The 16,998-nt window shown below is 40.1% G+C and carries 17 protein-coding genes; 9 read left to right on the top strand and 8 right to left on the bottom strand.

All coding sequences use genetic code 11. From position 1 onward, the window contains the following. Window positions 1-4 precede the first annotated feature (4 nt). Window positions 5-721, bottom strand: a complete 717-nt coding sequence (locus J1N51_RS02765) for a LysE family translocator (protein ID WP_208832480.1) — start codon at window positions 719-721, stop codon at window positions 5-7. 109 nt (window positions 722-830) lie between these two features. On the opposite strand from J1N51_RS02765, the gene J1N51_RS02760 reads away from it, so the two are divergent. The 3 genes from J1N51_RS02760 (at window position 831) to hrpA (ending at window position 6,493) form a co-directional block, all read left to right on the top strand. Then, window positions 831-1,844, top strand: a complete 1,014-nt coding sequence (locus J1N51_RS02760) for an isoaspartyl peptidase/L-asparaginase family protein (RefSeq protein WP_208832479.1) — start codon at window positions 831-833, stop codon at window positions 1,842-1,844. A 98-nt stretch (window positions 1,845-1,942) separates the two neighbouring features. Further along, a complete protein-coding gene (locus J1N51_RS02755) occupies window positions 1,943-2,374 on the top strand; it encodes a CBS domain-containing protein (protein WP_208832478.1) in 432 nt (143 codons plus the stop codon). A 93-nt stretch (window positions 2,375-2,467) separates the two neighbouring features. Next, window positions 2,468-6,493: an ATP-dependent RNA helicase HrpA gene (hrpA, locus tag J1N51_RS02750; RefSeq protein WP_232842843.1), complete on the top strand. Its 4,026-nt coding sequence runs from the start codon at window positions 2,468-2,470 to the stop codon at window positions 6,491-6,493. Window positions 6,494-6,565: 72 nt separating this feature from the next. On the opposite strand, the gene J1N51_RS02745 is transcribed toward hrpA, so the two are convergent. Next, complete coding sequence (locus tag J1N51_RS02745) at window positions 6,566-7,324, bottom strand: TIGR04219 family outer membrane beta-barrel protein (RefSeq protein ID WP_208832477.1); 759 nt, start codon at window positions 7,322-7,324, stop codon at window positions 6,566-6,568. Between the two features lie 192 nt (window positions 7,325-7,516). Here J1N51_RS02745 and J1N51_RS02740 point away from each other — a divergent pair, with 192 nt between their 5' ends. Then, window positions 7,517-7,882: a response regulator gene (locus J1N51_RS02740; RefSeq protein ID WP_208832476.1), complete on the top strand. Its 366-nt coding sequence runs from the start codon at window positions 7,517-7,519 to the stop codon at window positions 7,880-7,882. Window positions 7,883-7,901: 19 nt separating this feature from the next. Beyond that, the gene (locus J1N51_RS02735) at window positions 7,902-8,201 is read left to right on the top strand and encodes a PilZ domain-containing protein (protein ID WP_208832475.1); all 300 of its coding nucleotides are present in this window, start codon (window positions 7,902-7,904) and stop codon (window positions 8,199-8,201) included. 50 nt (window positions 8,202-8,251) lie between these two features. On the opposite strand, the gene cspD is transcribed toward J1N51_RS02735, so the two are convergent. Then, window positions 8,252-8,461: a cold shock domain-containing protein CspD gene (gene cspD, locus J1N51_RS02730; RefSeq protein ID WP_208832474.1), complete on the bottom strand. Its 210-nt coding sequence runs from the start codon at window positions 8,459-8,461 to the stop codon at window positions 8,252-8,254. 187 nt (window positions 8,462-8,648) lie between these two features. Here cspD and clpS point away from each other — a divergent pair, with 187 nt between their 5' ends. Beyond that, entirely contained in the window at window positions 8,649-8,969 is a 321-nt protein-coding gene (gene clpS, locus J1N51_RS02725) for an ATP-dependent Clp protease adapter ClpS (RefSeq protein WP_208832473.1), read from the top strand. Between the two features lie 46 nt (window positions 8,970-9,015). Beyond that, window positions 9,016-11,274 carry an ATP-dependent Clp protease ATP-binding subunit ClpA gene (clpA, locus tag J1N51_RS02720; protein ID WP_208832472.1) on the top strand — a complete coding sequence of 753 codons (2,259 nt, stop codon included), beginning with the start codon at window positions 9,016-9,018 and terminating at the stop codon, window positions 11,272-11,274. Window positions 11,275-11,348: 74 nt separating this feature from the next. Here clpA and infA read toward each other — a convergent pair whose 3' ends face one another. The 4 genes from infA to trxB form a co-directional block, all read right to left on the bottom strand. After that, complete coding sequence (gene infA / locus J1N51_RS02715; protein ID WP_208832471.1) at window positions 11,349-11,567, bottom strand: translation initiation factor IF-1; 219 nt, start codon at window positions 11,565-11,567, stop codon at window positions 11,349-11,351. A gap of 101 nt (window positions 11,568-11,668) precedes the next feature. Next, a complete protein-coding gene (locus J1N51_RS02710; RefSeq protein WP_208832470.1) occupies window positions 11,669-12,364 on the bottom strand; it encodes an arginyltransferase in 696 nt (231 codons plus the stop codon). After that, window positions 12,351-13,112 (bottom strand): leucyl/phenylalanyl-tRNA--protein transferase, encoded by a 762-nt coding sequence (gene aat, locus J1N51_RS02705; RefSeq protein ID WP_208832469.1) that lies wholly within the window; start codon window positions 13,110-13,112, stop codon window positions 12,351-12,353. Before aat ends, J1N51_RS02710 begins: the two co-directional genes overlap by 14 nt. A 64-nt stretch (window positions 13,113-13,176) precedes the next feature. Then, complete coding sequence (gene trxB, locus J1N51_RS02700) at window positions 13,177-14,127, bottom strand: thioredoxin-disulfide reductase (RefSeq protein ID WP_208832468.1); 951 nt, start codon at window positions 14,125-14,127, stop codon at window positions 13,177-13,179. Window positions 14,128-14,302: 175 nt separating this feature from the next. Between trxB and J1N51_RS02695 the strand changes: the two genes are divergently transcribed. Then, window positions 14,303-15,145 carry a hypothetical protein gene (locus tag J1N51_RS02695; RefSeq protein ID WP_208832467.1) on the top strand — a complete coding sequence of 281 codons (843 nt, stop codon included), beginning with the start codon at window positions 14,303-14,305 and terminating at the stop codon, window positions 15,143-15,145. Window positions 15,146-15,200: 55 nt separating this feature from the next. On the opposite strand, the gene ald is transcribed toward J1N51_RS02695, so the two are convergent. After that, window positions 15,201-16,331 (bottom strand): alanine dehydrogenase, encoded by a 1,131-nt coding sequence (gene ald, locus J1N51_RS02690; RefSeq protein ID WP_208832466.1) that lies wholly within the window; start codon window positions 16,329-16,331, stop codon window positions 15,201-15,203. A 138-nt stretch (window positions 16,332-16,469) separates the two neighbouring features. Here ald and lrp point away from each other — a divergent pair, with 138 nt between their 5' ends. Beyond that, entirely contained in the window at window positions 16,470-16,940 is a 471-nt protein-coding gene (gene lrp / locus J1N51_RS02685; RefSeq protein ID WP_208833292.1) for a leucine-responsive transcriptional regulator Lrp, read from the top strand. The last annotated feature ends 58 nt before the right edge of the window (window positions 16,941-16,998 follow it).

Genomic DNA, 16,998 nt, shown 5'->3' with positions numbered 1-16,998 from the left:
AAAGTTATTGCCATAAAACTGTGTTAATTGAAATCAAAAGGAAAATTACGGCCTGCAATCGCAAAAACCAGTTGCCTGTCGCTTGGCTAACGTTTAGTTTCTTTTGGCCATGACAAACGATTGATACAACTATTAGGTACCAAACAAAATCAATGATGAAAACTGTACTGGTTAAAATTGTTGCTAATTCTATACTTGTTTCGTCTTGAGGAATGAATTGCGAAAAAAGCGCGATGAAGAAAAAGGCTAACTTCGGATTTAAAAAAGCAACCATAAAAGCGTCTTGTGCCGCGTTAAATAATTGTTTTTTTCCATGAGTAATAACGGCTGCTTCTGTACTTGAAAGCTTAGTGCTATTCGTTGAGCTTGAATTGCTTGTACTGATTAAAATTTTAACAGCCAAATAGGCTAGGTAAAAAGCACCGGCATAAGCAATGATCTGTGCGAGAGTAGGGTAGACCTTAAATAGTTCGGCCAATCCATAAATTGTCGCAACCGCATAAAAGCCCACTGCAAATGCATGTGTAAAAGAGGCAACGTAGCCAGCGTTTCGACCTGATTTTATCGTGTGATTAATTATGATGGCCAAGCTAGGGCCAGGAGTGGCTGCCCCTAAAAAGCATACCGTTGCGAGCGCAAACCATTCTATTATTGTCATAAATTTTCTCCTCACGCTTATTGTCCCACATAAAGCTGAATTTACAATGCGTGGCGGTAACAATTAACACAAGGTTTGGTCGAGTGAGCAGAACCTGAAGCAAGGCGTTGACGTTAGCGGGGATGGTGCAAAAGTAAGTTATAAATTATGGTGTTAACTCTTAGAGGTGTTTATGTTCAAACGAGTGTTGTTATCTTTGGTTTCAGTGTCATGTTTAGTGGGTTCATGGTCAGTATTTGCTGAACAAGGAAAAGCTACAAATAATATTGCCTTTGCTATCCACGGTGGCGCCGGAACGATTCTTAAAGAAAACATGACACCAGAAAAAGAACAGGCTTATTTAGATAAATTAGATGAGGCTAGGGAAGCAGGCTATGCCCTTTTATTAAAAGGGGGATCGGCGCAAGATGCTGTATTAGCTGCCATTCAAATACTAGAAGACTCACCACTGTTTAACGCTGGGATAGGAGCGGTCTATAATTTTGAAGGTGAACATGAGCTAGACGCATCCGTTATGGACGGTAAAACAAAGATGGCTGGAGCCGTCGCAGGTGTGAAACGCATAAAAAACCCTATTTTATTGGCAACGGACGTTATGCAAAAGTCAGATCACGTTATGCTTTCGGGGGTTGGTGCAGAAAGTTTTGCTAAATCGTTAGGATATGACTTTGTCGATAACAAAACATTTAATACTGAGCGTCGTTTTAAAGCGCTTCAAAAAGCCAAATTGAAAATGGCAACGACAAAAAACTGGTATCATGCGTCGGATTATCGTTATGGGACAGTCGGGGCCGTAGCTCTTGATAAAAATGGAAATTTATTTGCAGGAACATCAACTGGCGGTATGACGGCTAAACGATTCGGACGTATAGGCGATGCACCGATCATAGGGGCGGGTACTTTTGCTGATAACGCCAGTTGTGCGGTTTCCGCAACGGGGCATGGTGAATACTTTATCCGGTTTAATGTCGCAGCAGATATTTGTGCCCGTGTTAAATATAAAGGGGTATCGATCGCTGAAGCAGGACGAGAAGTTTTATTTGATCAATTGTTACCAGCGGGGGGCACTGGTGGTGTAATCATAGTGGACCCACAAGGCAATGTTGCAATGCCGTTTAATACCTCGGGTATGTATCGTGCGAGCACTGATAGTCGTGGCAATAAAGTCGTAGCTATATATAAATAGTTATTTGAAAATTCGCGAAAAAATTTAATTAAAACAAGGCAAAATCTGAAAAAAGATCTAGCATTTAAGTAAGAGTAATTGAATGTGAAGGCTGTTATATGGAATCCGTAAAAGTTAAAGACCACATGAATCATCGACCGGTTTTTTTTAAGGGTACAGAAACTGTCGTGGTTGCCGTTGAAAAGCTCCTGCAATCTAAAAGTTCAGGTGGCGCAGTGGTTGATGATGACAAAAAAGTTATTGGCTTTTTGTCAGAACAAGATTGTTTGAAAGCCATGTTGTCTTCGACATACCACAGTGGTGAAGCATCGCAGTGCGTAGCAGAATTAATGAATACAGAAGTTTTGTTAGTTAAGCCTTATGACAGTATCTTATCTATTGCGGAAGATATGTTGGGGCAGCGTCCACGAGTTTATCCGGTCGTTGATGATGATGGACACCTGGTTGGGAGTGTCAACCGGACTAACATACTGAACGCCCTTGATAAACATTTGTTGTCCATTTATGAAAAAGGCTCACATTTTGTCTAACTAAAGTATTTACAAGCCCCAATTAGGGGCTTTTTTGTGACTTGAATAGAATGTTAGAATGCGTGTTCTCTTTGATTGTTTATTAGGATTTTCGTGTTTAACTCCGATACTGACTTTTTGAATGACGTTCTCCATCAAGACAGGTTTAAATTAAAAGCGCGTTTACGTGGTCTTGCAAAGATCCGCGACGAAAAAAAGCGCCAACAAGCCCTCGAAAAAATAAAAAAAGCTGCATCAGAAAGCATAGAATTACGAAAGCAAAAACAAAACTCCGTTCCAACTATTCGTTACCCTGAAAATTTACCAGTCAGTCAAAAACACGAGCTTATTAAACATACCATCAATGATCACCAAGTAGTAATAATCGCTGGTGAGACAGGTTCTGGTAAAACGACTCAAATTCCAAAAATGTGTTTGGAGATTGGCCGAGGTATTGAAGGCAAAATTGGCCATACTCAGCCTCGTCGACTCGCAGCAAGAAGTGTCGCAAATCGCCTTTGTCAGGAATTAGAATGCGAATTAGGTAGTTCAGTCGGTTATAAAATTCGGTTTAATGATCAAGTTTCTGAACAAACCCATATCAAGTTAATGACTGATGGGGTGCTTTTAGCAGAGCTTCAATCCGATAGGTACTTAAATCAATACGATACGTTAATTATCGACGAAGCGCATGAACGTAGTTTAAACATCGACTTTATACTTGGTTTATTAAAAGAGTTATTGCCAAAGCGTCCCGACCTAAAGGTAATTATAACGTCCGCGACTATAGATCCAGAGCGATTCAGTAAGCACTTTTTTAATGCACCAATTATTTCTGTTTCTGGCCGTACTTACCCTGTAGAAGTAAGATATCGACCGGTAGAAGAAACGCCTTTAGACGACTCAATGCTTGAGCGTTATCAAGACAGTGAGCAAAATAACGCAATTTTTGCGGCAGTAGAAGAACTAGATCAAGAAGCACCTGGCGACATTTTGCTATTTATGAATGGTGAACGCGAGATAAGGGATGCTGCAGAGGCACTTGAAAAAAGAAAGTTTAAAAACACTGAAGTACTGCCATTGTTTGCACGACTGTCTGCCGCTGAGCAAAATCGCATATTTGCCCCCCACAGTAAACGACGAATAGTGTTGGCAACAAACGTCGCCGAGACCTCTTTAACAGTCCCTGGAATTAAATATGTAATAGATACAGGTACTGCTAGAATCTCACGGTACAGCTACAAAACTAAAGTGCAGCGATTACCAATCGAACCAATTTCGCAAGCAAGTGCAAATCAAAGAAAGGGACGATGTGGACGAACGGAACCCGGTATATGTATTCGCCTTTACAGTGAGGAGGATTTTGAAAGTCGCCCAGAGTTTACCGCTCCAGAGATTCTGAGAACAAACCTTGCTTCCGTTATATTACAAATGTTGGCACTTGGTCTAGGCGATCTAGAATCCTTTCCTTTTATTCAAAAGCCAGACAGTAAGTACATCAACGATGGGATGAGGCTGTTAGAAGAGCTCAATGCCGTTACTACTAATAATGTTGGCAAAAAGCATCGTAAAGGTAGCAGGGCAGCGATCAGTTTAACTCCATTGGGACGGCAATTAAGCAGAGTTCCAGTCGACCCTAGACTCGCTGCGATGGTTTTGAATGCCAGTGATACCAATGCACTGCATGAGCTCGTAATTATTGTCGCAGGGTTGAGTATTCAAGATCCTAGAGAGCGCCCGACGGACTTTAAACAAAAATCTGATGAGGCCCATGCTCGATTTAAAGATAAAGACTCAGACTTTGTTTCGTTTTTGAATTTGTGGGATTACTTAGTTGCACAGCAAAATTTAGTATCAAAAAGCCAATTTAGAAAACTGTGTAAACAAGAGTTTATAAGTTATATGCGGGTACGGGAGTGGCAAGATTTAGTATTTCAGCTAGAACAAACTCTTGCTGAGCTAGGTCTTAAAACAGATAAGAGGCTATCACAGTCAAATACCCAAGAGTTAGACGATGACTTTATTGATAACCCAACAGTTGAGCGTAATTATCACGCCATTCACAAACCTATCTTATCAGGTCTACTAAGTCATGTAGGTATGAAGCTGTTACGTGAAGAGAAAAAAAGTCCGGACAAAAAACCGCGAGCACTTGGGTATCAAGGCGCAAGAAACAGTAACTTTCATATTTTTCCTGGCTCTAACCTATTTAAGAATACCCCTAAGTGGGTTATGGCAGCAGAACTTGTAGAAACCTCAAAGTTATATGCGCGTTATGCCGCGAAGATATCTCCCGAATGGATCGCACCGCTCGCCCAACATCTGGTAAATCGAACTTATGCGGATCCATATTGGGATAAAAAGCAAGGCGCAGTAATGGCCTTTGAATCACAATCGCTGTTCGGGTTGCCTATCGTCAATCGTAAAAAGGTTGTTTTTAGTCAAATAGATCCTGAGCAAGCGCAACACTTATTTATTCAATCTGCTTTGGTGTATGGGGAATTAGGAGCAAAGGTCCCTGTAATTGAGAAAAACTTGGCTTTAATTGAGCGAATTAAGCGACTAGAAAATAAAACTCGACGCAGAGACTTACTGCTTGATGAGCCTGAGCTTGTCGATTTTTATCAAACACGACTTCCCCTAGAGGTAAATAATCGACCTGCGTTATTAAAGTGGTTAAAAAGCAACAAATCAGAGTCTTTATCAGCTAAATTTGAAGACTTTGCTCATGTAGAGTCTGAATCAGGAGTGGCACAAGAATACCCGGATTTTTGGCAGCAGGGCGATATTCGCCTTCCAATTCAATACGACTTTGAGCCGGGCGAGAGTCATAGAGATGGGCTTTCAATTGTGATACCACTTGGTTTATTAAACCAAGTTCAACCTATTGGGTTTGAATGGAACATATTACCGCATCGTCACGAGTTATTAGTGGCGTTAATAAAGTCTCTTCCGAAGCAACTCCGCCGTAATTTTGTTCCCGCACCTAATTACGCAGACGCATTGTTACAGCGCTTTTCAGACAAAAATGTTGATACCAAAGAGCCGTTAGTTGAAATGATGAGCGAGGGACTGTTTAGAATGACAGGTACCCGAGTTGATTTGGAAGCATGGGATTTGTCATCAATACCTGAGCACTTAAAGATTAATTTCCGCGTCGTAGACGAAAGTGGCAAAGTGGTAGCAAATGGCTTTGATTTACTCGCGTTGCAAGAATCTCTTTCTGGGCAAGTTAAACAAACGTTGAAAAAAGCAGTTGATGACAATTTAGAACAAAAAAATGTCGAAGACTGGACCTTTGGCGAGTTACCTAAACACTACGTTAAAAAACAAGCAGGGTTTGAAATTAAAGCTTATCCAGCCCTGGTGGTTCACGACAATAAGGTTAATGTTGAGTTACTAGATAACGAGACAAAAGCAGAGCACGCTCACAAACTGGGAGTTACCGCTTTGTTGATGAAAACTTTACCTTCCCCGATTAAACACTTGCAACAAAAATTGCCAAACAAATCTAAGCTAGTGTTGTATTTTAACCCGTTTGGTCAGATTGACGCCTTGATAAAAGATTGTGTTAAGGCAACTATTTTTGCAAAAGTAGACAATAACGTCCCTAGAAATGAAGCTGAGTTTTTCCATCTTCAAACTGAGTTACAGAAGACGTTAAATGACGAAGTCTATGAGGTAACTCAAAAAGTCGAGAAGTCATTGTTTATAGGTCATCAAATTGCCAAGCAATTAAAAGGCAAGGTAAGTTTAGATATGGTGCAACCTCACGCATATATTAAGGCTCACTTAGAATCTTTAATCTATAAGGACTTTGTATCAGAAATTGGAGTTGACCGCCTTGATGATTTGCACAGGTATATGAAAGCACTGCAAGTTAGACAGGAAAAACTAAAGGTTGACCTTGTTAAAGATCGTCAAACACAAATTGAGTTGGACAAAATATACGACGAGTACGACAAGCTGGTAGGCCGTTTACCTAAAAATATGCCTATCCCAAAAGAAGTTGAAGATATCTATTGGATGATTGAAGAGTTGAGAGTATCGCTTTTTGCTCAAACACTGGGGACCAAGTTCCCTGTTTCAGGAAAACGTGTAAAGCAAGCAATTGCAGAACAGACAAAGCAACTTAAATAGTCAATTTTCAATTAAATCTAAATATAAAAAAAGGAAGCTAAGCTTCCTTTTTTGTTTTTAGACGAGTTGGAATTAAAGGTGTAAAGAGATACCTAAAAATACACCAGACATATCGATGTCAGCCGTCAAGTCATCTTCGTCACCATCAAAGTCAGTCGGGTCGATATTCATTTGGAAAGAGCGATAGCCAGCTTCTAGGTTTAAATCAATAGCTGGAATAAAGTCCAATGTGTAACGAATAGCGATTTGGTAATCTAGGTGATCAGTGTCTTTATAGCCGATATAGTTTGCTTCACCCATGATTGACAGGCCAGTCAGAGGTAAATAACCACCTACGCGAGCAAACGCCATAGGAACTGCAAAATCTAAATCCGCGGTAGCATCTTCAATCGTAATCAAACCATCAAATTTACGAACATTAAGACCGAAATCTACAGTAACAACAGGAAGAGGTAATCCCCAATATAATGTGTAATCAGTGTGACTTAAATCAGCAAAGGTATTTACGTCACCTGTAGCGGTAAAGGTTTCGCCACCAAATTGGTATACACCAGTAACTTGACCCATACCCGTTGTGTCCATAGAAGTCTGTTTGACTTGAACGTTAGGAATCAATGGGATTGGATGCTCAAATGCAGCCCATAAAACATTGTTGTTTGAGTCTTCAAGTTTTAGGTCGTCTTGTAGGTCGAAAGAGGTCGGCGTAGCAGACACGGTACCTTCATAAGACGTATTCCAATTGTAAGCACCAGCCCAAAAGTCAACTAGAGGTGCAGCAGTCGCCGAAGTCGAAGCTAAAAGCACCGATAAAGCCGTTATCGTTTTTTTCATATGTTCTTCCTAGATTATGATGTCTTTACTATCGCTAATTTCAAAGGTAATTTGATGGAATGTCAAACATTTGCTTTATTTATATTAGATGATGGTGAGATTTTTTCTTGCTTAATATACTGGAGAGAGCACAATGGACCTAGTGGTACAACGAGTATCAACGTATTTTTGTAGTAGCGTTGTGGTTTGATAATGGAAAAAATTCATGTTTTATTAGTTGATGACGAGTATTTTAATTATGAAATGCTGTCATTGACTTTGGGAGAGCGCTATAACTTAAGTTATGTGTCTTCAGGAAAAGAAGCGCTCGGATACACAATTTCGTCTCGTCCGGATGCAATTTTATTGGACGTGTGTATGCCGGGCCTAGATGGTTACGATACATGTCGGTTATTAAAAAATACGCCTGAAACGGCAGATATCCCTATTATTATGGTAACAGGGTTAGAAAACGACATAGAAAAGAATGAAGCTTATGCAAGTGGGTGTGATTGGTATATGACCAAGCCATTTGATATTGCGGAGCTAAAGGAACAACTAGAAAAGTACGCTAAATAAAATGGAATAGGGGTAATACATGATTCGTTATGACGACAATCGAAACTTTTTCCGGATGATGGTAAACACAGATATCGAAATTCAAATTGCCGATGCTGACGCGGGTCGAAAGATTACTGCAGTATGTCGTGATTTGAGCGCCACTGGCATGGCGATAGAGTCTGACGAACACGTTGAGCCAGGTACTAGTATCATGTGTCGAGTAGCGAGCAGCAGCCCAGATATTCCAGCCCTTCAAGCGACCGCTAAAGTTGTTCGGTGCACACCAGAAGACTCCGGCGCCTACATACTAGGTGTCGAGATACTAGAACAAAGATAATCGGTAAAAATAAAAATCCCTAGCCGCATGGCTAGGGATACAAGAATTAATTACTTGTCACCGAGTTTAATGTTGGTCGCGTGAAGACCTTTGGGTCCCTCGCTTAAATCAAATTCAACTTCTTGGCCCGCTTTTAGCGTTTTGTAACCATCCATTGTTATTGTTGAAAAGTGTGCAAAAATGTCTTCGTCTTTGCCTTCTTCGCGAATGAATCCGAAGCCTTTTGCATTGTTGAACCATTTGACTTTGCCGACTGCCATACTTCTACTTCCTTAGTTAGAATTGAATCAGTTACCAATCACTGCCACATTATCGTGGTAAAAACAGTGACTGTTGATAAATTAGTCAAATAAAGTGGTTTTGACAAGTCTGATTTGTTAATTCTTGGTAAAGTTTTTATATATACTATTTAAAAGACCCGTAAAAAGATTGGAGAGCAGTCCATTTATGCCAAACTTAGGTGAAAATGATCACAATACTGGATTAGTAAAGGAAGCAGAAAAGTCTAAACTAAAAAGACCACCTATGTATAAAGTGGTATTGAATAATGATGACTACACCCCCATGGACTTTGTTGTAGAAGTGTTAATGAAGTTTTTTGCGATGGATCTCGATCGTGCGAACCACATCATGTTTAGAGTTCACAAAGAAGGCAAAGCAGTGGTTGCCACTTACAGCGCCGAAATCGCAGAGACCAAGGTTGCTCAAGTTAACCAGTACTCTAGAGCCAATGAGCATCCTTTGTTGTGTACCATGGAGCAAGAGTAACAGGAACCACTCCATTGCTCAGTCAGTTAAGTATTAGAAGGTGTATATGTTAAATAAAGCATTAGAAGTTACATTAAATGATGCGTTTAGATACGCGAAAATAAATCGTCATGAATTTATGACGGTTGAGCACCTTTTGATGGCGCTATTAGATAATCAAGACGCAAAACAGGCGTTGCAAGCGTGCTCTGCAGACTTTGAAAAGATTAGGGTGGAATTAGCTGAATTTATTGCCCAAACCACTCCGTCCTTCCCAGATGCACCAGAAGGTGAAGAGCCAGATACTCAACCTACACTTGGCTTCCAACGTGTTCTGCAAAGAGCTGTGTTTCATGTACAAAGTTCTGGTCAACAAGAAGTTACCGGTGCAAATGTACTCGTTGCTATTTTTAGTGAGCAAGAATCTCACGCTGCCTATGTATTGAAGAGCTTCGATATTACTCGACTCGATGTCGTTAATTATATTTCTCACGGCGTTGATAAAGACAGTATTGAAGAAGACAGTTCCGAGGAAGAACAAGAAGATGTCTCGGTAGACAAAGAAAGCAGTCTAGATAGCTTGTGCTCAAACTTAAATGAAGTTGCACTTGCAGGTGGTATCGATCCAATTATTGGCCGTGATGAAGAACTCGAGAGAGTCGTCCAAGTACTGTGCCGCAGAAAGAAAAATAATCCTTTGTTGATCGGTGAGGCCGGTGTCGGCAAAACTGCGATTGCAGAAGGATTGGCTTACCAAATTGTTAATAAGCAAGTACCAGAAGTCATCGAAGACGCGACAGTATACTCTTTAGACATGGGGAGTTTATTAGCGGGGACTAAGTATCGCGGTGACTTTGAGAAAAGATTAAAAGCACTCCTCAAACAACTGCAAGCCAAAGAAAATGCAATCTTATTCATTGATGAAATCCACACCATTATAGGTGCTGGAGCAGCGTCTGGCGGTGTTATGGATGCATCTAACTTATTAAAACCATTATTATCGGCCGGTAAACTGCGTTGTATTGGTTCGACAACCTATGGTGAATTCAGAAATATTTTTGAAAAAGATAAAGCATTAGTACGACGCTTCCAAAAAATTGATGTGGTTGAGCCAAGCGTCGAAGATACCACGAAGATTTTAATTGGCTTAAAAGAAAAATATGAGCAACATCACGGCGTTAAATATACCAATGCAGCACTTCGCTCAGCAGCGGAGTTATCAGCTAGATATATCAATGAACGCCATTTGCCAGATAAGGCGATTGACGTAATTGATGAAGCCGGTGCAAACCAAAAAGTACTACCAAAATCAAAGCGTAAAAAACAAATTAATGTCGCAGTAATTGAACAGATTATTGCAAAAATTGCCCGTATTCCAGAGAAGTCCGTTTCTCAGTCAGACAAAGACGTACTCAAAAACGCGGATCGCAATCTTAAGTTAGCAGTGTTTGGTCAAGACCAAGCGGTTGATGCATTAACGGCTGCAATCAGGCTATCAAGAAGTGGCCTGGGTAATGAGCAAAAACCAGTAGGTAGTTTCTTGTTTGCCGGTCCTACCGGTGTCGGTAAAACAGAAGTAACCAAACAATTGGCGAAAGTGTTAGGTATTGAGTTGGTTCGATTTGATATGTCTGAATATATGGAGCCTCATGCCGTAAGTCGTTTAATCGGTGCGCCTCCGGGTTACGTTGGTTTTGATCAAGGCGGCTTACTAACGGACGCGGTATTAAAACACCCTCATTGTGTAGTGTTATTAGATGAAATTGAAAAAGCACATTCCGATGTCTTTAACATCTTATTGCAAGTGATGGATCACGGTACATTAACAGATAACAATGGCCGCAAAGCTGATTTTAGAAACGTTATTTTGGTAATGACAACTAACGCAGGTGTATTTGAGACAACACGTAAATCAATCGGCTTTGCGCAGCAAGATCACAGTTCTGATGCCATGGCAGAAATTAAGCGTACGTTTACACCAGAGTTTAGAAACCGCCTAGATGAAATTGTCTGGTTTAATCACCTAGATGACAAAGTGATAGAACAGGTCGTAGATAAGTTTATTGTTGAATTACAATCTCAACTTGATTCAAAACAGGTAGAGCTGGATGTATCAGACGATGCTCGTAAATGGTTTGTCAAACATGGATATGACAAAGAAATGGGTGCACGTCCTATGGCTCGATTAATTCAAGACAAATTAAGAAAGCCTCTGGCTAATGAGATTTTGTTTGGTGAGTTAGTAAGCGGTGGTAGAGTCTCAATTAATATCAAAGATGATGAGCTTACGTTTGCATACACAGAGAAACAAGCAGAAACGGCTTAGATTTGATAAGTCTCTGAGTAAATAATAAAAAACCGAGCAAATAGCTCGGTTTTTTTAATTGAGCTGTTTTGAGATTAACGCGCGCGGAACGTAATACGGCCTTTAGAAAGGTCGTATGGTGTCATCTCTACAGTCACTTTGTCACCCGTTAAAATACGGATGTAGTGCTTACGCATCTTACCTGAAATGTGAGCTGTCACAACGTGACCATTTTCTAATTCAACACGGAACATAGTGTTTGGCAAGGTTTCTAAAATTGTGCCTTGCATTTCAATAACGTCTTCTTTCGCCATTAAGCGTATAACCTCTGGGATTTCGTTAAGCGTAAAAAAATAAGCGCAGATTTTGCCCAAGTTTGAGCACTTTGTAAAGGTAAACCTTTAAATAATTATAGTTACTCAACTTTAACCCATCGCTCTGCCAGGCGGATTTGATAGGGTTTAAAATTAGTTTTGTAATTCATCTTCTGACAATCTTCGATGTAATAACCCAAATATAGAAAATTACGGTCAGTTTTGATTGCTAAGTCAATTTGTTTAAGAACCAAAAACGTGCCTAGGGAATAACTAGAATAGTCTGGGTCGAAAAAACTATAAACCGCCGATAACGTCGTTGAAGAAGGGTCGGATACTCCTACACCAATCAATTTGTCATCATCATAAACTTCGATAAACCATGGTTTTAACCATTCACACACTGCAAAGCTGTCCAGCTGAGAGGGCTCTGCTGGATACATAACTCCATCATGGTGACGACTGTTTATATAGTTTTTAAATAGTGGGTAGTAGTTGTCTCTAACTTCATAGGATACTTTGACAGAGAACCGACGACATTTGTTGATAATTCGTTTTTGGCTGCGGGAAGGTTTGAATTTCTTAACTTCTAAGCGTACCGATTGGCAAGCATTACAATCCTGGCAATGTGGTCGGTAAACAATATCTTGTGAGCGCCTAAACCCCTCCTGTTGAAAGAAGGTGTAACGCTCTTGCGTCATAGGTTGTTCGTCTATGTATACCAGAAGTTGCTCTTTGTGGTCAGGTAGATAACTACATTCAAACTCCCTTGATAAACCAAATTTAAAGTAACTCATGTTCGCCTATAACTTTGTGCAATAAAGCTCGCCAGTCGACATTCCGCGGTTCGAAATCATCTGGGTTAACCTCTTCGATTGCGGCCATCTGAAGTCGATCTAAGAATAAGTCTCGGTCAATGGTTTTTGCCCCCATCGAGATTAAATAAGGGTTTGGTAACTGACAATCAATGAAACTGTGTTGATATTTGGCTAGCTGGTTTTCGAGCACTAATAGCGCAAGCTTTGAGGCATTGGGTTGTGCAGAAAACATGGATTCACCACAAAAACTACTTCCCACTTGAACACCATATAAACCACCGACTAGAGTTTCAGAGCCACTTTCACCAGACCAAATTTCGATAGAATGTGCTCTGTGTTGTTGATGCAGTGCTACGTAGGCTGCTTTCATTTCTGGAAAAATCCAAGTGCCGTTCTCTTCACTACGAGGTAACGAACATTGGGTGATAACCTGCTCAAAACAGCAGTTAATAGAAACTTTATATGGACATTTTTTTAGAAACTTACGAAGTGATTTATTCACTCTTACTTCGCCAACATCAATAACCGCCCTTGGGTCGGGCGACCACCAAAGTAGGGGTTCTTGATCTGAATACCAAGGAAATATTCCATGCTCATAAGCATTTATAAGCCGAGTCGATGAGAGGTCACCGCCTACAGCTAACAGTCCTGAAGGGTCTTCGAGGGCATCATTGACGGGAGGAAACCAAGTTTCATCGTCATTTAGGTAATATAACGTTTGTTTCATAGTTGTAGTCATGCAAAAACAAAGACAAAAAAGGGAGCGTTACACTCCCTTTATTATAGTCACATTATTTTGCGTCTAAGTAACGTTCTGCATCAAGTGCAGCCATACAACCTGTTCCAGCTGACGTAATTGCTTGACGGTATATATGGTCACAAACATCACCCGCTGCAAATACACCTTCAACACTAGTTGCGGTCGCATTGCCGTCTAAGCCAGAGTTAATCTTTATGTAGCCATTATTCATGTCTAATTTACCTTCGAACATTGCGGTATTTGGCTTATGGCCAATGGCGATAAATACACCCATTACATCAAGGTCTTCTTTGGCATCTGATTTAGTGTCTTGTAAACGGATACCGGTAACACCCATATCGTCACCTAACACTTCGTCAAGAGTTCGGTCGGTATGAAGAACGATGTTGCCATTCTCTACCTTATCCATTAAACGCTTAACCAAGATTTTTTCTGCTCTAAACGTGTCGCGGCGATGAACTAGGTGAACTTCAGAAGCAATGTTAGACAAATATAACGCTTCTTCGACAGCGGTATTACCACCACCTACAACTGCAACTTTTTGATTGCGGTAGAAAAAACCATCACAAGTTGCGCATGCAGAAACACCACGACCCATAAAAGCTTGTTCAGATTCTAAACCTAAATATTGAGCTGATGCACCCGTACAAATGATCAACGCGTCACAAGTATAGCTTTCATTATCGCCGATTAATTTGTATGGCTTTTCAGAAAAGTCCACTTCATTGATATGGTCGAACAAAATTTTGGTATCAAATTTTTCAGCGTGCTCTTTCATTCGGTCCATTAATTTAGGGCCGGTTAGGTCATTGGCATCACCTGGCCAGTTTTCAACTTCCGTAGTCGTTGTAAGCTGACCACCTTGTTGTAAACCAGTGATAAGTACTGGGTTTAAGTTAGCTCTCGCTGCATAAACGGCGGCTGTATAGCCCGCAGGACCTGAACCAAGGATAATAAGATTGTGATGCTGTACCGCACTCATATAGAAAACTCCAAAAAAACAATTTGAATCATTAATGGGGGGATAATATCGAACATCAAGGTGAAATGGGATGGTTATTGTTATTATTTATCGATCTATCTCTAAACTCAATTTGATTCAGTTTACGAATAATATATGATTGGGTGAATTTTGCTCATTTATTGGTGTTTGTTAGATGCGTATTCTGCGCTTTTCGATAGCGGTAGTTTGTTTATTAAATGCTTTTTTTACTAATAGCGCATTGGCTGATGTGAAGTCCGATGTAAGTGCTCCTATAAAATGGAATTTAGTTGCAAGCGAACAAAGCTTTTCTAATCCCCCTATAAAACTCGTAGTTGGCGTTGAAGACGTAAGTTACTTTCCCCTTTTTGACTTTAAACATCAGCATGACACTTTTACCACAGAGCTGTTACGCAAATTTGGAGAGCAATATAATTATGAATTTGAATACCTTGCGATGCCGGTTAAGCGTTTTGGCATGTGGTTATTTGAGAAAGACATAGATTTAAAATTTCCAGATAACTCGCGTTGGAATGAGTCTGACGAAGTGAACCTTTTGTCTAAAAATATTACTTACAGCCTTCCTGTCTTAGATCTAGTTGCGGGCACAATTACTGCTGACTCGAACATAAAAGCCAAACAAGATATAAAAATTATGGGCACGCTTTTGGGATTTCATCCGACAAAATGGCTGGATGAGGTAACAAGTGGACAGGTGATCCTTTATGAAAGCTCATCAACCATGATGCTGATACAGCAACTTATAAGAGGTCAATTAGACGCTATTAATTTAGAGCCATCTGTCGTCAACCATTACTTATCATTAATCAATAAAGAAGGTGTGGCAAACATCAATAAACACTTCGATTACGAAGTGTACTCATACCACTTATCAACCGTTAAACACCCGAGTGTCATTGCGGAATTTAATACTTTTCTTCAAAATAACCAAAGTGCACTCAATGCCTTAAAGAATAAATACAAAATTATCGATCCTACGCCTTACAGGAAGCCCTAAACCAAAAAAGCCCAGTATATAAACTGGGCTTTTGACTATATGGGATGTAAAGCTGTTAGATTTCTAACGCTGCTTTAGCATCCATATATTCTAGGTTAAGTGACTCACCTAGCGCATCAACAACTGCTTTATAAGTTACTTTACCTTTGTGAACGTTTAAGCCGTTTAATAAATGTTGGTCTTCTAACATGGCTTTTTTAGGACCTTTGTTAGCAAGTGCCAAACCGAAAGGTAACGTTGCATTGTTTAATGCCATCGTCGACGTACGAGCAACGCCACCAGGCATGTTTGCAACACAGTAGTGCACAACATCATCAATAACGTAAGTTGGATCTTGGTGTGTTGTAGCTTTAGAAGTTTCAAAACAACCACCTTGGTCAATCGCAACGTCAACTAGTACTGAACCAGGCTTCATGTTCTTGATGTGCTCTTTAGTGATTAACTTTGGCGCAGCTGCACCAGGAATTAATACCGCACCAACAACTAGGTCAGCTTTTGCCGTGTAGTAGTCAATTGCATCAACAGTAGAGTAAACCGTTTTAACAGAACCGCGGAAAATATCGTCTAACTGACGTAGGCGAGGTAATGAACGATCTAAAATAGTAACATCAGCACCCATACCAACAGCCATTTTTGCTGCATTGGTACCAACAACACCACCGCCTACAACAACAACTTTAGCAGGAGCAACACCAGGTACACCGCCAAGTAATGTGCCGCTTCCACCTTGTGCTTTTTCTAGATGATGAGCACCAGCTTGAATAGACATACGACCTGCAACTTCACTCATCGGTGCTAATAGAGGCAGACCACCGTGGTTGTCAGTTACTGTTTCGTAAGCGATACATGTTGCACCTGATTTAACTAAAAGTTCTGTTTGAACTGGATCTGGGGCAAGGTGGAGGTAGGTATAAAGAGTTTGACCTTCACGAAGCATTTTACATTCGTTTGGTTGAGGTTCTTTTACCTTTACGATCATTTCAGCAGTAGCGAAGATCTCTTCTGGCGTGTCGATGATTGTTGCACCAGCTGCAACATAATCTTCGTTATAAAAGCCGATAGCAGCACCTGCATTGTTTTCGATTAAAACACTGTGGCCATTTGCAACAAATTCTTTAGCCGCAGCTGGTGTCAAACCAACACGGTATTCGTGGTTTTTAATCTCTTTAGGTACACCGATAATCATGTTCATTACCTTATTATTTTAATAAATAACTTTTGTTGAAATTTGAGCGCATTATATGGACAAAAAAGAAAAATTAATCACTGTATTTTTATCGTTAGCGATATATTATGTTGTTTATGGTTTTATTTTCGGATTTTAATGTTGGTCATTGTGGATAGAATAGATAAAAAAATACTTACCGAATTACAAGTGAATGGTCGTATTTCAAATATCGACTTGAGTAAAAAAGTAGGATTGTCGCCAACTCCTTGTTTAGAAAGGGTTCGCAGACTTGAGCGCACTGGAGTTATAGAAGGTTATCAAGCAGTGTTAAATGCTGAGGCCATTGGTGCAAATATGCTGGTATTTGTCGAAATTACCCTAGAAAAAACTGCTCAAGACGTATTTAGTGACTTCTCCAAGGCAGTGGAAAAACTCGATGAAATTTTAGAATGCCACCTTGTTTCTGGAAGTTTTGACTATTTGTTAAAAACACGAGTTAAAAACATGGCTTCGTACCGGAAACTTTTAGGCGAAACTTTACTCAAATTACCGTCTGTAAGTGCCAGTCGAACTTATGTTGTAATGGAAGAAGTAAAATCAAACCGACCAATCCCCATCTACCTATAAACATGTGAAAAACGTCATGAAAAAACAGAAAATTTTTGGTAGATTAAACACACTCTCA

The sequence above is a fragment of the Psychrosphaera ytuae genome (assembly GCF_017638545.1).
In the GTDB taxonomy this organism is placed as follows: domain Bacteria; phylum Pseudomonadota; class Gammaproteobacteria; order Enterobacterales; family Alteromonadaceae; genus Psychrosphaera; species Psychrosphaera ytuae.
This window is presented reverse-complemented; position numbering and strand designations above follow the sequence as displayed.

Excerpts from the sequence above, each read along its gene's own strand:
- J1N51_RS02760 (WP_208832479.1), top strand. The coding sequence starts at position 831 with ATGTTCAAACGAGTGTTGTTATCTTTGGTTTCAGTGTCATGTTTAGTG.
- J1N51_RS02755 (WP_208832478.1), top strand. The coding sequence starts at position 1,943 with ATGGAATCCGTAAAAGTTAAAGACCACATGAATCATCGACCGGTTTTT.
- J1N51_RS02745 (WP_208832477.1), bottom strand. The coding sequence starts at position 7,324 with ATGAAAAAAACGATAACGGCTTTATCGGTGCTTTTAGCTTCGACTTCG.
- J1N51_RS02740 (WP_208832476.1), top strand. The coding sequence starts at position 7,517 with ATGGAAAAAATTCATGTTTTATTAGTTGATGACGAGTATTTTAATTAT.
- J1N51_RS02735 (WP_208832475.1), top strand. The coding sequence starts at position 7,902 with ATGATTCGTTATGACGACAATCGAAACTTTTTCCGGATGATGGTAAAC.
- cspD (WP_208832474.1), bottom strand. The coding sequence starts at position 8,461 with ATGGCAGTCGGCAAAGTCAAATGGTTCAACAATGCAAAAGGCTTCGGA.
- clpS (WP_208832473.1), top strand. The coding sequence starts at position 8,649 with ATGCCAAACTTAGGTGAAAATGATCACAATACTGGATTAGTAAAGGAA.
- clpA (WP_208832472.1), top strand. The coding sequence starts at position 9,016 with ATGTTAAATAAAGCATTAGAAGTTACATTAAATGATGCGTTTAGATAC.
- infA (WP_208832471.1), bottom strand. The coding sequence starts at position 11,567 with ATGGCGAAAGAAGACGTTATTGAAATGCAAGGCACAATTTTAGAAACC.
- J1N51_RS02710 (WP_208832470.1), bottom strand. The coding sequence starts at position 12,364 with ATGAGTTACTTTAAATTTGGTTTATCAAGGGAGTTTGAATGTAGTTAT.
- aat (WP_208832469.1), bottom strand. The coding sequence starts at position 13,112 with ATGAAACAAACGTTATATTACCTAAATGACGATGAAACTTGGTTTCCT.
- trxB (WP_208832468.1), bottom strand. The coding sequence starts at position 14,127 with ATGAGTGCGGTACAGCATCACAATCTTATTATCCTTGGTTCAGGTCCT.
- J1N51_RS02695 (WP_208832467.1), top strand. The coding sequence starts at position 14,303 with ATGCGTATTCTGCGCTTTTCGATAGCGGTAGTTTGTTTATTAAATGCT.
- ald (WP_208832466.1), bottom strand. The coding sequence starts at position 16,331 with ATGATTATCGGTGTACCTAAAGAGATTAAAAACCACGAATACCGTGTT.
- lrp (WP_208833292.1), top strand. The coding sequence starts at position 16,470 with ATGTTGGTCATTGTGGATAGAATAGATAAAAAAATACTTACCGAATTA.